General features: G+C 70.3%; 13 protein-coding genes. 6 read left to right on the top strand and 7 right to left on the bottom strand.

Annotated features, from left to right (window positions below):
• Nucleotides 1-22 precede the first annotated feature (22 nt).
• The 5 genes from D7X30_RS24275 (at nucleotide 23) to D7X30_RS24295 (ending at nucleotide 4,530) form a co-directional block, all read left to right on the top strand.
• Entirely contained in the window at nucleotides 23-805 is a 783-nt protein-coding gene (locus D7X30_RS24275; protein WP_233591755.1) for an ROK family protein, read from the top strand.
• A 24-nt stretch (nucleotides 806-829) separates the two neighbouring features.
• The gene (locus tag D7X30_RS24280) at nucleotides 830-1,771 is read left to right on the top strand and encodes an HNH endonuclease (RefSeq protein WP_120565337.1); all 942 of its coding nucleotides are present in this window, start codon (nucleotides 830-832) and stop codon (nucleotides 1,769-1,771) included.
• A 137-nt stretch (nucleotides 1,772-1,908) separates the two neighbouring features.
• Nucleotides 1,909-2,799, top strand: coding sequence for a S1C family serine protease (locus tag D7X30_RS24285; RefSeq protein ID WP_120565338.1), 891 nt, complete (start codon nucleotides 1,909-1,911; stop codon nucleotides 2,797-2,799).
• A gap of 12 nt (nucleotides 2,800-2,811) precedes the next feature.
• Complete coding sequence (locus D7X30_RS24290) at nucleotides 2,812-3,726, top strand: S1C family serine protease (protein WP_120547197.1); 915 nt, start codon at nucleotides 2,812-2,814, stop codon at nucleotides 3,724-3,726.
• Nucleotides 3,727-3,822: 96 nt separating this feature from the next.
• Entirely contained in the window at nucleotides 3,823-4,530 is a 708-nt protein-coding gene (locus D7X30_RS24295) for a phytanoyl-CoA dioxygenase family protein (protein ID WP_120565507.1), read from the top strand.
• 3 nt (nucleotides 4,531-4,533) lie between these two features.
• Here D7X30_RS24295 and D7X30_RS24300 read toward each other — a convergent pair whose 3' ends face one another.
• Nucleotides 4,534-5,148 carry a hypothetical protein gene (locus tag D7X30_RS24300; protein ID WP_120565339.1) on the bottom strand — a complete coding sequence of 205 codons (615 nt, stop codon included), beginning with the start codon at nucleotides 5,146-5,148 and terminating at the stop codon, nucleotides 4,534-4,536.
• Between the two features lie 133 nt (nucleotides 5,149-5,281).
• Nucleotides 5,282-5,518: a hypothetical protein gene (locus D7X30_RS24305; RefSeq protein WP_120565340.1), complete on the bottom strand. Its 237-nt coding sequence runs from the start codon at nucleotides 5,516-5,518 to the stop codon at nucleotides 5,282-5,284.
• A gap of 165 nt (nucleotides 5,519-5,683) precedes the next feature.
• On the opposite strand from D7X30_RS24305, the gene D7X30_RS24310 reads away from it, so the two are divergent.
• Nucleotides 5,684-6,652, top strand: coding sequence for an oxygenase MpaB family protein (locus tag D7X30_RS24310; protein ID WP_120565341.1), 969 nt, complete (start codon nucleotides 5,684-5,686; stop codon nucleotides 6,650-6,652).
• Here the strand turns inward: D7X30_RS24310 and D7X30_RS24315 are convergent.
• The 5 genes from D7X30_RS24315 to D7X30_RS24335 form a co-directional block, all read right to left on the bottom strand.
• On the bottom strand, nucleotides 6,628-7,599 hold the full coding sequence (locus tag D7X30_RS24315; protein ID WP_120565342.1) for a nucleotidyl transferase AbiEii/AbiGii toxin family protein: 972 nt from the start codon (nucleotides 7,597-7,599) through the stop codon (nucleotides 6,628-6,630). The two genes, D7X30_RS24310 and D7X30_RS24315, sit on opposite strands and share 25 nt — an antisense overlap.
• Nucleotides 7,596-8,210, bottom strand: coding sequence for a hypothetical protein (locus D7X30_RS24320; protein ID WP_233591756.1), 615 nt, complete (start codon nucleotides 8,208-8,210; stop codon nucleotides 7,596-7,598). The genes D7X30_RS24315 and D7X30_RS24320 overlap by 4 nt, the downstream gene beginning before the upstream one ends.
• 70 nt (nucleotides 8,211-8,280) lie before the next feature.
• The gene (locus D7X30_RS24325; protein WP_120565343.1) at nucleotides 8,281-8,868 is read right to left on the bottom strand and encodes a redoxin domain-containing protein; all 588 of its coding nucleotides are present in this window, start codon (nucleotides 8,866-8,868) and stop codon (nucleotides 8,281-8,283) included.
• Nucleotides 8,869-8,932: 64 nt separating this feature from the next.
• On the bottom strand, nucleotides 8,933-11,260 hold the full coding sequence (locus D7X30_RS24330) for a protein-disulfide reductase DsbD (RefSeq protein ID WP_120565344.1): 2,328 nt from the start codon (nucleotides 11,258-11,260) through the stop codon (nucleotides 8,933-8,935).
• 165 nt (nucleotides 11,261-11,425) lie between these two features.
• Nucleotides 11,426-12,772 (bottom strand): VWA domain-containing protein, encoded by a 1,347-nt coding sequence (locus D7X30_RS24335; RefSeq protein WP_120565345.1) that lies wholly within the window; start codon nucleotides 12,770-12,772, stop codon nucleotides 11,426-11,428.
• Nucleotides 12,773-13,002: the final 230 nt, after the last annotated feature.

Here is a 13,002-nt window from a genome sequence, read left to right on the forward strand (position 1 = left end):
ACTGGAGGTGTGGAACCTGCCCGTGTTCGGCCGTGAGCTGTGGGAGCTGCTGGGCTCCCCGTGGGTGGAGGAAGACCGGCGTGCGGGAGTTCCCGGAGCCACGCTCGCGGCCCGCATGATGCTTCCGCTGGCGGAGGCGCTCGCGTTGCTGGTGAAGAAGCATGCGCCGGATGCCGCGTACCTGAGTGGAGGCCTGGCGGAGCTGGACGGCTTTCCCGCCGCATTGAGGGATGCCACGGCATCGCTGCGCTGCCCGGTGCACATCGCGCTGTCACCGCGCTTCGCTCCTGTGCGCGCGGGGCTGCGCATGCTGGAAGCCAGTGGTGCGCGAAGTCCGCTCTGCGTGGACGTGGGCCAGACGAGCATCAAGCTCGCGCGTGCCGGCGCCACGCGCGTCGTTGAACGGAACCTCTCCACCCTGCCCCCGCTGTTCATCGGTCAGCCGCGTCCGGCGGACGGCCACCACATCCGGGACACGGTGGCGTTCATCGCGGGAGCGCTGCGGACGTTCCTCGCTGAGGACAGCCGCGAGCCTCCGGACGCGCTGTGTCTGGCATTGCCGTGCCCGCTGGATGAGGCCCTGATGCCCGGAGGTTGCACCTACGGCTTCGAGGGCACGGCCTCCCTGGTCCCGGACATCCTCGCCCACGCGGGCCTGCCTGACACGGGAGGCCCGGTGCTCGTGCTCAACGACGCGGAGCTGGCGGCCGAATCCGCGCGGCGAGCCCCCCAGGTGAAGGGACGCCGCGTGCTGTGCCTGTCCCTGGGCTTCGGTCCGGGTGGAGCCCTGCTCGAGCGCGGCTGAGCCTGGTAACCTGGTCGTGGACCCGTGCCCACGCCCTCCGACAACGACCAGGCCATCCGACTGGCGGCCTTCAATGCCTTGCAGGCGCTGGTGGAGCGGCACGGTGAAGTGCTGTCGTGGGAGCGCATCGCGGACGGCTTCCAGCTCCACGGCGAGCAGCACCTGTTCGCCAACCGGACGCGCGGCATCTTCTGGCCCCGGCAGATGCAGGAGACCGCGCTGTCCATCAAGACCACCGTGCCGCGAGGAACCCGCATCGCCCGGTACGACGATGACAACATCGCCTCGGACGGAGCCTTCCTCTACAAGTTCCAGGGCACGGACGTGGAGGCGCGAGACAACCGCCGGCTCGTGCGCGCGCAGCAACTGGACGCACCGCTCATCTACTTCTACGGCATCGAGCCCGGTTTCTATCGGCCCCTGTGGCCCGTCTACATCTCCGACGTGGACCTCGCCTCGCACTCCTTCCATGTCATGGTGTCCGAGCCTGAAACCGTGAAGCAGCTCCAGCCTCAGCGCTATGTGGCGGACGCGAAGCTGCTGCCCCTGGAGCGGAGATACACGACGGTGCAGGCCAAGAAGCGGCTGCATCAGGCGGCCTTCCGTCAGCATGTCCTGAACGCCTACGAACACCGCTGCGCCGTCTGCGCGTTTCCTCGCAAGGAGCTGCTGGACGGCGCCCACATCCTCCCGGACCGCGACGAACGCGGCCACGCGGAAGTCTCCAACGGACTGGCGCTCTGCCGGCTCCACCACGGCGCCTTCGACACAAACCTGATGGGCTTCCGTCCCGACGGCGTCATCGAGCTGGCGCCCAGCCTGCTCGCCACCCGGGACGGCCCCACACTGGAGCACGCGCTGAAGGGCTTCGTGGGCAAGACGCTCCAGTTGCCTCGCGCGAAGGAACTGCGGCCCAAGAAGCTCTATTTGGAAGAGCGCTACGAGCGCTTCCGCAAGGTGAGCTGAATCACCCTGCCCGAAGCACCGGGGCCCTGACCGGAAGGAGAGGCGTCCTGCCCGAATGGGTAGGTCACCGTCCTGCCCGGTCCGCCGATGTGGCGCGATTTCGAGCCCTTTAGTTTCAGGCTCGAAAGGAACACGCCATGTCCACCGACGCCCTCCAGTCCCTCTCGCAGTCCATCTCCACCGTCGTCGAGCGCATCGCTCCCTCCCTCGTCCGTGTCGAGGCCCGCCGTCGCCGGGGCGCCAGCGGCATCGTCTGGGATGCCGACGGTCACATCCTCACCACCAGCCACGCGGTTGAACACGAGGGCTCCATCCAGGTGGGCCTCGCGGACGGCCGCTCGGTGTCCGCCGAGCTCGTCGGTCGCGACCCGAGCACCGACCTCGCGCTCCTCAAGGCCGACGCCCGTGGACTTACCGCGCTCGCGCCCGCGCCGCTCGATGACGTGAAGGTGGGCAACATCGTGCTGGCCATCGGCCGGCCGGGGCGCACGGCGCGGGCCACGCTGGGCATCGTCAGCGCGTTCGGCGGCGACTGGCGCACGCATGCGGGCGGTCAGGTGGACCGCTACCTGGAGACCGACGCGGACCTGCCTCCGGGCTTCTCCGGTGGCGCGCTGGTGGACGCGCAGGGCCGCTTCCTGGGCATCCCCACGGCGGCCTTCTCCCGCACCGCCGCGGTCGTGCTCCCCGGCGGCACGCTGACGCGCGTGGCGAACTCGCTGCGCGAGCACGGCGGCATCCGCCGCGGCTACCTGGGCGTGGGCGCCTACCCGGTGCGCCTGCCGCGTGAAATCGAAGGCACGAAGGCGGGACTCATCCTGCTCTCCGTGGATCCAGAGGGGCCCGCACAGAAGGCCGGGCTGCTGATGGGCGACGTGCTGGTGAGCCTGGGCGGCCAGTCACTGCACGGCGTGGAGGACCTGCTGGGCTACCTGGGCGACGAGAAGGTGGGCACGTCCGTCCCGGCGAAGGTGTTGCGCGCGGGCGAGCTGCGCGAGGTGCCCATCACCGTGGGCAAGCGTTCTTGAAAGGAGCCGGCGATGAAACTGTTGCAGCAACTCTCGGATGACCTGGAAGGACTCGTGGCCGGCGCGGCTCCGGCGGTGGTGGGCGTGGAGCACGCGCGCGGCCACGGCACCGGCCTGTTCCTCACGCCGGACGGCTACGTGCTCACCAACCGGCACGTGGTGATGCGCACGCCCAAGCGCCTCACCGTGCAGCTCCACAACGGCGAGGAGCGCCGGGCCACGCTGGTGGGCGGGGATGCCCCCACGGACCTCGCGGTGGTGCGCGCGGAAGGCGATGACTTCCCCACGCTGCCGCTCGCGGATCCGGAGACGGTGCGGGTGGGGCAGTTGGTGATGGCCATTGGCAATCCCTTCCGCCTGGAGCAGTCGGTGTCGCTGGGTGTGGTGAGCGCCATCAACCGCTCCATCACGCTGCCCGACGGCGTCATCCTGGAGGGGATGCTCCAGACGGACGCGGCCATCAACCCGGGCAACTCCGGCGGGCCGTTGCTCGACACGCGAGGGCGCGTAGTAGGGCTCAACACGCTGGTGCTGCCATTCGCGCAGGGGATTGGTTTCGCGGTGAGCGCCACCACGGCGGCCTGGGTCGCGAGCCTGCTCATCCAGCGCGGCCGGGTGGACCGGAAGTTCCTGGGCATCGCCGCCACGGCGGTGAACCTGGAGCCCGCGCTCGCGAAGGACACCGGCCAGCCGCGAGCCGTGCGCGTGTTGAAGGTGCAGGAGGGCACGCCCGCGGACGACGCCGGTCTCCAGCCGGACGACCTGCTGCTCGGCATCAACAGCCGGCCGGTCAACAGCGTGGACGACCTGCAACGGCTGATGGCGCTCGCCTCCGAGGAAGAGGTGCACCTGGACGTGCTGCGCAAGGGCCGCCGCAAGGACGTCTCCGCCCGGGCCCGCCACCGCCGCGAGCCGGTGGCGGCCTGAGCCTTCCGGGCTCCGGTTCCACCGGGCGGGTATGCCGCGTGGAACCGTGCGCCCGTTATGCTGAGCTCCACGATGTCCTCAGCGAGGGCGCACGACATGGCTTCGGAGGAACTGGCCACGCGCATCGAGCGCGAGGGCTTCGCCATCCTCCCGCACGGCATCACGCCCGCCACCGCGGATGCGCTGCTCCAGGCCCTGCGTCCCGTGAATGAAGAAGCCGCGACCTCCCAGCGGCGAGGCGGCGTGCGAAACCTGCTGGAGAACGTGCCCGCCGTCCGTGAACTGGCCCGCTCAGGTCCGGTGCGCGAAGCCGCGGAGTCCGTCCTGGGCCCGCACTGCTTCGCGGTGCGAGGCCTGCTGTTCGACAAGACGCCGGACGCGAACTGGAAGGTCATCTGGCACCAGGACCTCACCGTCGCCGTGCGCGAGCGCCGCGATGTGCCCGGCTTCGGTCCCTGGTCGGAGAAGGCCGGTGTGCCCTGCGTGCAGCCCCCCACGTCCGTCCTGGAGGACATGGTCGCGGTGCGCGTCCACCTGGACGACTGCGGAGAGGACAACGGCCCCGTGCGCGTGCTCGCGGGCTCACACCGTGAAGGCCGTCTGTCCTCTTCGAGCATCCCCGCCTGGCTCGAACGAACTCCCCCCGTGGACTGCCTCGTGCCCCTCTGCGGCCTGCTGGTGATGCGGCCCCTGCTGCTGCACGCCTCGTCACCGGCACGCGTCCCCGCGCACCGTCGGGTCATCCACCTGGAGTTCGCGGCACGGCCCCTGCCCGGCGGGCTCGAATGGCACGCGCGCGTCTGAGGCTCACGGCCACGTCAGCATCAAGCCCACCCCGTCCGGCGCGGGCACCAGGCGCGCCGTGAGTTCCCCGTTCAGCTTCGCGTTGAGGAACGTCAGCACGCCGTCGAACACCAACAGGAACGCGCCCTGCACGAGCACGCTCTTGCCCCAGCCCCGCAGGCGCTCCGAGTCCTTGCGCAGCCCGCGCTCCCACAGAAACCCGCCGAAGGCGATGTAGCCCACGTCCAGGCCCGCGTTGAAGAGCAGCAACTTCTCCATCCGCTGCCCTTCGGACAGGCTGCGCGCCAGGTCCCATGAGGCCGGATCCGCCGTCGCCTGTCCGTGATAGCCGAGCCCCGCGATGACCAGGTTCACCACGTTCCAGGCCGCGTTCGCCTGGAAGAAGGCCCGCGTCTCGCCCTCGCTCGCGAAGTGCCCGGCGACGCCCGTGCCGATGTTCAGCACCGCCCAGCCGAACAGGATGCCCATCGCGGTCTGGTTCACGCGCACCGCTTCCGCGTTGTGCTCCGCGAGCCATGTCTGCGCATCCGGGGCAGGTGTCTCCTGCGCCACCCCTGGCATCGCGAAGAACAACAGCACCAGGACGCAGCAGGAACGCACGAGGCGGGCGGAGGCCATGTCGGCACTCTAGGCCCCAGGCCTCCAGGCCGTGCACCTCCCGCCCGGTGCGGTCTCAAAACCTGTCCGACTGTCGGACAGGTTTCCGCGGCTCGGCTCCCCGGCGCCCTCGCCCACCGCGAGACGGGTAACGCTACCGTTCGCCGTCGTCGCTGAGCGGCGGCGCTTCCCTCGCGGGCTCCGTGCCCTTCTGCGCGCCGTAGCCGCCAATGCCTTTCTGGAGGATGCGGTCCTCGCCCACGTCCTCGTCCGTCACGTCGCCCCGTTCGGTGCCCGGGCGCTGGTGCCTGGCTTCACGCTCCAGTTCCTCCGCGCTGTGGGTATCCGTACGCTCGGGCCCCTTCACCGGCGGCCCCTTGTTGCTGGCCATGTTCGCGTCTCCTGTCTGGATGTCCTGCCCTCCAGGACAAGGTCCGGCGCGTCCCATCCTCCGACAAGGCCACTGCATGCGACACACGGGCCGGCGGGGGCACGGCGTGCCGTCACGAAGCGGGGTAGCATCGCCAATCGCCTTGCTTCCCGGAGCCGTCCCGCCATGACCCACTCGGCCGACGCTGTCCCCTCCAGCTGTCCCTTCAGCGGCGCGGGAAAGCCATCCACCGCTCGCGTGCCCGGCCCCGTCTACCGGAAGCCGTTCTGGCGAGCGCGTCTGCCCGAAGTGAGCCGGGAGATCGCCTCCCTGGACGCACGGCGTGACTGCCAGCGCATCGTGCACCTGCTGACCAACTACGAGTTCCCCTTCGACATCGTGCGGTCCACGGAGATCGCCCTCTTCCACACCTACGGCAGCCGGTCCGTCTCACGCCTCCTGGACCGCACGGGCGAGTTCAACAAGCGAGGCCAGAAGCGCTACGACGACACGCGGCTGCTCATCGCGCGGTTCATGGAGTGCGGCTGGGAGGGCGAGGATGGACGCCGCTCGCTGGAGCAGATGAACCACATCCATTCCTTCTTCCGCATCCCGAACGAGGACTTCCTCTTCGTGCTGTGGACGTTCATCGACTTCCCCATCCAGTGGATGCAGGAGTTCGGCTGGCGTCCCTTCACCCAGCACGAGCAAGAGGCCTGGTTCCATTACTGGTGCGAAATCGGCCGCCGCATGGGCCTGAAGGACATCCCCGAGGACAAGCCCGCCTACGACGCCTTCATCCGCGACTACGAGGCGCGCGAGTTCGTCCCCGACGAGGCCAGCCACCGCGTGGCCCAGTCCACCGTGGACATCCTCGCCGGCTGGGTGCCGAGCCCGCTGCGTCCGCTGGTGGCCCCCATCAGCCTCAGCCTGGTACCGCCGCGCCTGCTGCCCGCCATCCAGTTCGAATCCCCACCCGCCTGGGTGGGCGGGCTGGTCCGAGGCGCCCTCAAGCTGCGCAAGCGCGTCAAACGCCACGTCTCCCTGGAGCGCTACCCGTCGACCCTGGAGACGACGCTCAACCGCACCTACCCCGGCAACACCTACCGCATCGAAGGCCTGGGCCCGGACTACGCCCACCGCGACGCGGAATGAAACCGGGTGAGCCAGGCACAGAGGGCCGCCACGGCTTCATCCAGCGTCTGACGCGGCCCCCAGAACATCGGGGCAATCGCTTCGAAGGCGGCTTGGATGGCCGCGGTGCCGTCACCCTCTGGGAGGAAGTGCCGAGCATGACCGGAAGGAGGCGTCGCGATCTGCTTCTGCCGGATCATCTCCTCGGCCAGCGCACGGACGTCTGGGTAGTCAGCAAGAGGCGGTAGCGCATCCTCGGCGGCGATGATCCGTGCCGCATCCTCGTAGTGGCGCACGAAGGTGGCAGGCTCCAGCGGCTCCTTCTGGAGCCGGCGCTGGATGGCATCCACCTTTTCCAACAGCGTGACCAAGGGATGAACGCACCGCACGGCCCTGGGGCGGTTGTCCTTGAAGTCCGCCAACTGATGCTGGGCCTCAAGCTCTTCGTGGACGAATGACGCCATGTCGCGCCGGACAAAGGGCGTCACCCGCGCATTGCCAACTTCCAGGAGGACGAAGGGACGCAGGATTCCCACCATGCCGCCCAGGTGCTGCGCCGGATACAGGATGCGCACGCTGGCAGAGCGCCAGTACCGATCCGCTCCGTCGATATCCAGCTCCGTCCGTGCCCCGGGAACCTGGATGCGCTCGGACAAGGCCTCGAAGTACGCCCGGCGGGCCTTCGTCGCTCCTGCTCCGGTGCGGCTCCAATCCGTCACCTGGGGAAGCTCGACCGACCCTGCCTCCAGCTTGAGGTCCAGGTCTTCCGAGAACCGCTGGATGAGCGAGAAGCCCTTCGAGAGCGACGTGCCGCCTTTGAACCAGACATCAAAGCCCGCGTCATGAAGGGCCCACAGCGTATGGGTGACCCAGTAGTCCTTTTCTGTGAGGCCAAGGGAGAGCCGCCGCTTGTCGGCGACGATTCGGAGCAGTTGATCGAATTCGGGGTCGTCGTGGATGAAGGTCATGCAGAGGCAGAGCGGATCGCTTCGTGGATCCACTCACGCGTGCTCTGCCTACCAAACCGGTCAGACATCCCCCCGAGCCGCCGGGCATCGAACGCGCCTCGCTTCAGTGCGCGCATCAATGCACGCGTCAACCCAGCGGGCGTGACGCCGGCACTCCCGGCGTTTTCGAAGAGATCCACCACGAACCATTCCAGCGTCGGAGGTTGGGGGAAGGCGACCCGCCGCAGCTCGAAGGTCCTGCCCCCCAACTCGAAGCGACCCGAGCGCTTCGTGTTGTAGACGAGCGCCGAAGCGAAGACCGCCGTGGCCCCCAACCCGAGCGCGTTCCATCGGTCAGGCCCGGTGAAGACGAACGGGCCGCCCTCCAGGAACGCCTTCATGATGGCTTCATCGGACGGGGCCACCACGCCGAAACGTCCCCGCTTCGGACAGGCGTAGAGCCCATGCGCCAGGGGAATCAGCACGCCCTCGTCCACCAATCGCCGGGCCAGCCGAGGCGCATTCGCGCCCCACGTGGCCAGCTCCTTCGTCCGATAGACGCGGCCCGGCTCCAGCACGGGATGGACGGCGGCGGGCATGGTGGTACGAAATTTCCCGAAGAAAAAGGACAACGTCAACTTCGAAAAAGCCCGCGTCCCTTCGCAGGGACACGGGCCTTCAAACCTCACGACGGACAGCGGCTCAGCTCTTGTACTTCACGGAGCAGCCGTACGGCTCGGAGGTCGGGGTCGCCACCTGCTTGCCGTTGAGGAGCGCGTCCACCGCCGTCTGCACGTAGTTCACCTTGGTGGCTTCCTTGCCGCGCGGGTCGTTGTCGATGGCGCCCGCGTAGCGGACCACGCCCTCACCGTCGATGACGTACATGTGCGGCGTCGTCTTCGCCGCGTAGCTCTTGCCCACCGCTCCGTCCGTGTCCAGCAGCACCGGCTGGCTGAAGCCTTCCTTCTTCTTCCAGTCCGCGGCGCTCTTCGCGTTGTGCGTGGAGGACGAGTCCACCGTCAGCCACACCACCTTCTTCGCGTCGAAGCCCTTCTGCGTGTTCTGCATCGTCTTGGCCTCGTAGTGCCGCTTCACGAACGGGCACTCCGGGTTCGTCCACTCGAGCACCACCACCTTGCCCTTGTACTCGGACAGCGAGTGGGCCTTGCCCGCCTCGTCCTTCAGCGTGAACGCCGGAGCGGGCTTGCCCACCTCCGCGGTGTCAGCCGCGAAGACAGGAGCGGAAACGAAAGCCGCGGTGAGAGCGAGTGCCTTGAAGACCTGCTTCATGACGGAACCTCCAATGAGTTGAACGCCGCGCAACGAACAGCCCTGCCGCCACTTCACTCCCGGCTCAAGGCCGGGCACACACCACCGAGCCACCCTTCAGCGGCGACCCACACTCCGCCGCGCGCTGCACCGCCTGGATGACGCTGTCCGCGGTGAGCAACTCGTTGAGCACCTCCGGCTTGTCCGGCGCGCCCGGGCTCAGCACCAGGTACATGGGCACGCCCGCGCGGCCATGCTCCGCCAGCTTCGTGGTGATGCGCGCGTCCCGCCGCGTCCAGTCCGCCACGAAGAACGCCACGTTGTGCTTCAGGAACGCCTGCCGCACGTCGTCGCGCGACAGCACGGTGCGCTCATTGAACTTGCACGTGAGGCACCAGTCCGCCGTGAAGTCCACGAACACCGGCTGACCCGCCGCCAGCGCCGCCGTCACCGCCGCCTCGTCCCACGGCTGCGCACCACCGTGCGATGCCACCGCCGTGCCGCGCGTCTCCAGGGATGCCTGCGCCTCCTCGAAGCGCAGCGCCACCGCGCCCGCGCCCACCAGCACGAGCACCGCCAGCGCCACCGTCACGCCCCGGCGCCCACCCTCCAGACCCTGCGACTGGCCGTACAGCCACGTGACCAGGCCCACCGCGATGAGGAACGCCAACAGCCGCGCCATGCCGTCCACGCCGGCCAGCCCGCCCATCACCCACACCAGCCACACCGTCGTGCCCAAGAGCGCGAAGCCCAGGACCTGCTTGCCGCGCTCCATCCACATGCCCGGCTTGGGCAGCCGCTTCGCCAGCCCCGGCACCAGCACCAGCAGGCAGAAGGGCAATGCCAGACCCAACCCCAGCGCCATGAACACCGCCACCACCGTGGCCGGGCCCGCCGCGAACGCGAAGCCCACCGCCGTGCCCAACAGCGGCGCCGAACACGGCGTCGCCAGCACCACCGCGAGCACACCTTCGCCCGCGCTGCGCATCAGGCCGTGGCTCTGGTCCACCTTGCCCGCCAGCGCCGTGCCGTCCGCGCCCAGCGTGTAGACGCCGAAGAGGTTGAGCGCGAACGCCACCAGCACCGCGCTCACGCCCGCGACGAACAGCGGCTCCTGGAACTGGAAGCCCCAGCCCACGCTGGCACCGCCCGCGCGCACCGCCAGCACCGCGCCCGCGAGCAGCAGCATCGTCGCCAGGATGCCGCCCGCGTACGCCGCCGCGTGCGGCGCCACCTTGCCCTTCTCCTCCTGCACCATCCGCGTGAAGCCGTACGCCTTGAGCGCCAGCACCGGGAACACGCACGGCATCAGGTTGAGCAGCGCGCCGCCCAGGAACGCGAACAGCAGCGCGACGCCCAGCCCCAGCGGGGACTCGCCCGACGCCACCGGCGCCGCCGCCGCCGCCGCGGGCTGCACCTTGCCCACCGCGTCCTTCACCGACGGAACCTTCAGGGGCGCGGGGCCCGCCGCCGCGCCGGCCGCCGCCACCATCGGCGCGAGCGCCGTGTCCACGTCCACCGCCGTGAAGCCCGTGGCCTTCGTGCCCAGGCGCAGCGCGCCCGTGAGCCGGGGCTCGCCCTTCGGCACCACCGACGACGCCTGGCCCTCCAGCGCGAATGTCCCCGGCGCCGTCTGCTTCAGCTTCACAGTGTCCACACCCAGGATGCGGCCGGGCACGAAGAAGTCACCCTCCACGTCACCCGCGAACGGCTTGCCGTCCGCCGCCGTCACCGTGAGCTTGCCGGTGAACGGCTTGCCCGCCGTCAGCGTCGTGCCGTCCAGCGCCAGGGCCACGCGCGGCGCGCCCTGCGCCTCCACCGGCGCCGGCACCTGGGCCTGCGCGGCGTCGAACTGCGGCGCGAACTCCGGATCCGTCACCGTCTCCGGCCCCACCGGCAGCGTGCGCGTCAGCACCAGCTGCGCGGGGATGCAGTGCACCTTGCACGCGAGCGCGTCCACCGCCGCCGACACGTTCAGCGTGCCCGTGGCGTTCTGCGCCACGTGCGCGGGCGCGAACAGCAGCACCTCGTCGTGGTAGCCGTGCGTGGTGATGAAGCCGTCCGGCGTGCGGAACGTGCTGGGGAAGGGCCAGCGCAGATCGCCCACCGTGACGCCCGGAATGTCCCACGACACATCCGTGGCCAGGCCGGAGTCGCCCGGGTTCTTCCAGTAGACGTGCCACTCCGGGTCCAGCTTGAGGCGCACGCCCACGCGGAAGTCGCCGCCCGCCTTCACCTGCGTGGCGTCCAGGAGCAGCGCGCCCTCCAGGCGCGGGTCACCCTCGTCCGGCGCGGTGCTGCCCACGGCGGTCGGAGGCAGCGCGGCCTGGGCCCACGTCGCCAACAGCAACGCGCCCACCACGCCCAGCCCACCGAGCCGGCTTCCAGACCTCTTGCTCCACGGATGCGTCATTCGACTCCCGTTAATCCACCTGGAAACGCCGTGCTACCTGGGATGCGTCCCCACAGGATGCACTCAACCTTCCGGGCAGCCGGGCATTCCGCATGCCCGCACGCCCGGCGTCAGGGGCCACCCGGGCCTCCGCGCCTTCCCCGTACGCTCAAGGACTCCGGGCGGTTACGGCTCGGTGTTGCCCGTCTTCCAGGGCAGCAGCGCCGCGCCGTCCAGCGTGCCCGCCGGGGGCGCACCGCCGTTCGCCTTCGCGGGCAGGGCCGGCCTCGGAGGCGGACCCACATTCACCGCGGCCGGGAGCGCCGGCCCGATGCGGCTCATGGTGATGCGCGACACCTCCGACTGCGCCCGGCGCACTCCCAGGGCGGACGGCTGGGCCGCCCGGCGCTCCACCGCGCGGCGCAGGTCCGCCAGCCGGTCCACGTGCCGCTGCGCGGGGACCTCCGCGGAGCCCAGGCGGGCCAGCTTGTAGAGCCCCTTGTCCGCGCCCTCGAGCGCCCGCTCGGCCGCGTCCTGCTGACGGCGGGAGAGCGCCTTCCAGGCGGCGGCCTCGTGGGAGACCAGCTCCAGCTCCGCGGACACCGCGCGCACGAAGCGGCCCTCGTCGCTCTCCGGCAACAGGCGCGTCACCGGCACGGACAGCCGCCGGGTGTCGCCGTGCTCCGTGTACGAAGCGGTGACGGTGAGGTTCCAGTCGCCCTTCTCCAGCCCGCCCGCGAAGAGGACGCGGCGCGGGAACGCGTGCGACACCGCTCCCAGCGCGGCGCTCATCGCGTCCCCCTCCACGCGCGACGGGTAGCGGTGACGGCAGCGCAGGTCCGCGAAGCCCGTGGGCAGCACGTACACGCGCGCGTCCGCCACCACCTCGCCGAACAGCTCCGCGCCCAGCGCGCCCACCGCCAGCGGCAGGCCCTCCGCGTCGTCCACGTGCGTGAAGCCCGTGCCAGACGGGCCGGTGAGGGCCTCCAGGATCTCCGGCAGGTAGTGCTTGCCCAGTCCCAGCGCGTGCAGCGCCACGCCGGAGTCGTGCACCCGCTGGCCCAGCACCTTGAACTCACCCAGCGCGGTGGGCCCCACGGAGGGCTCGCCGTCCGTGAGCATCAGCAACTGCGGCCGGGCGCCCGGCACCAGCACGCGCCGCACGGCCTCCGCGCCGTTCTCCACGGCCTCGTGCAGCGCGGTGCCTTCACCCGAGTCCAGGCGGGACAGCGTCTTCAGGAAGGCCGACTTCGCACCCGACTCCATCGCCCGCACGGGCAGCACCTGCTCCGCGTCCGCGTCGAAGGTGAGCAGGCCCACGTAGTCCTTGGGCCCCGCCCGCTCCACCAGCGCGCGCGCCGCCTCCACCGCCGCCGCCAGCGGCGCGCCCCGCATGGACGCGCTGCGGTCGATGACCAGGTTCACCGCCACCGGGGCCCGAGGCGTCTCCGCTTCGGCCTCCAGGGTCACCAGCAGCAGCACTTCGCGGCCGCCCTCCGCGTCGCGCTCCACTGCCCAGGCCGTCTGCTTCATCCGCACTCCCGCATGGTGGGTGGGCCCCATCCTGCTCTTCGCGATTGCCGTCGCGACGACCCCCTGGCCCCGGACGCCCCTGCACGGGCCCGCGTCCGCCCGGAAATCCTGTCGCTTGTCCCCGGAGGATGTCGGGTTTCCGGTCGTGAAAGCAACGTGTCCGGCCCGACCAACCCCTGGTCTCCCGAGCCTCCGCCGGGCACCGGCGATCCCCCACCCGCCGCGCCTCG

It is taken from the genome of Corallococcus sp. AB011P, from assembly GCF_003611605.1.
In the GTDB taxonomy this organism is placed as follows: domain Bacteria; phylum Myxococcota; class Myxococcia; order Myxococcales; family Myxococcaceae; genus Corallococcus; species Corallococcus coralloides.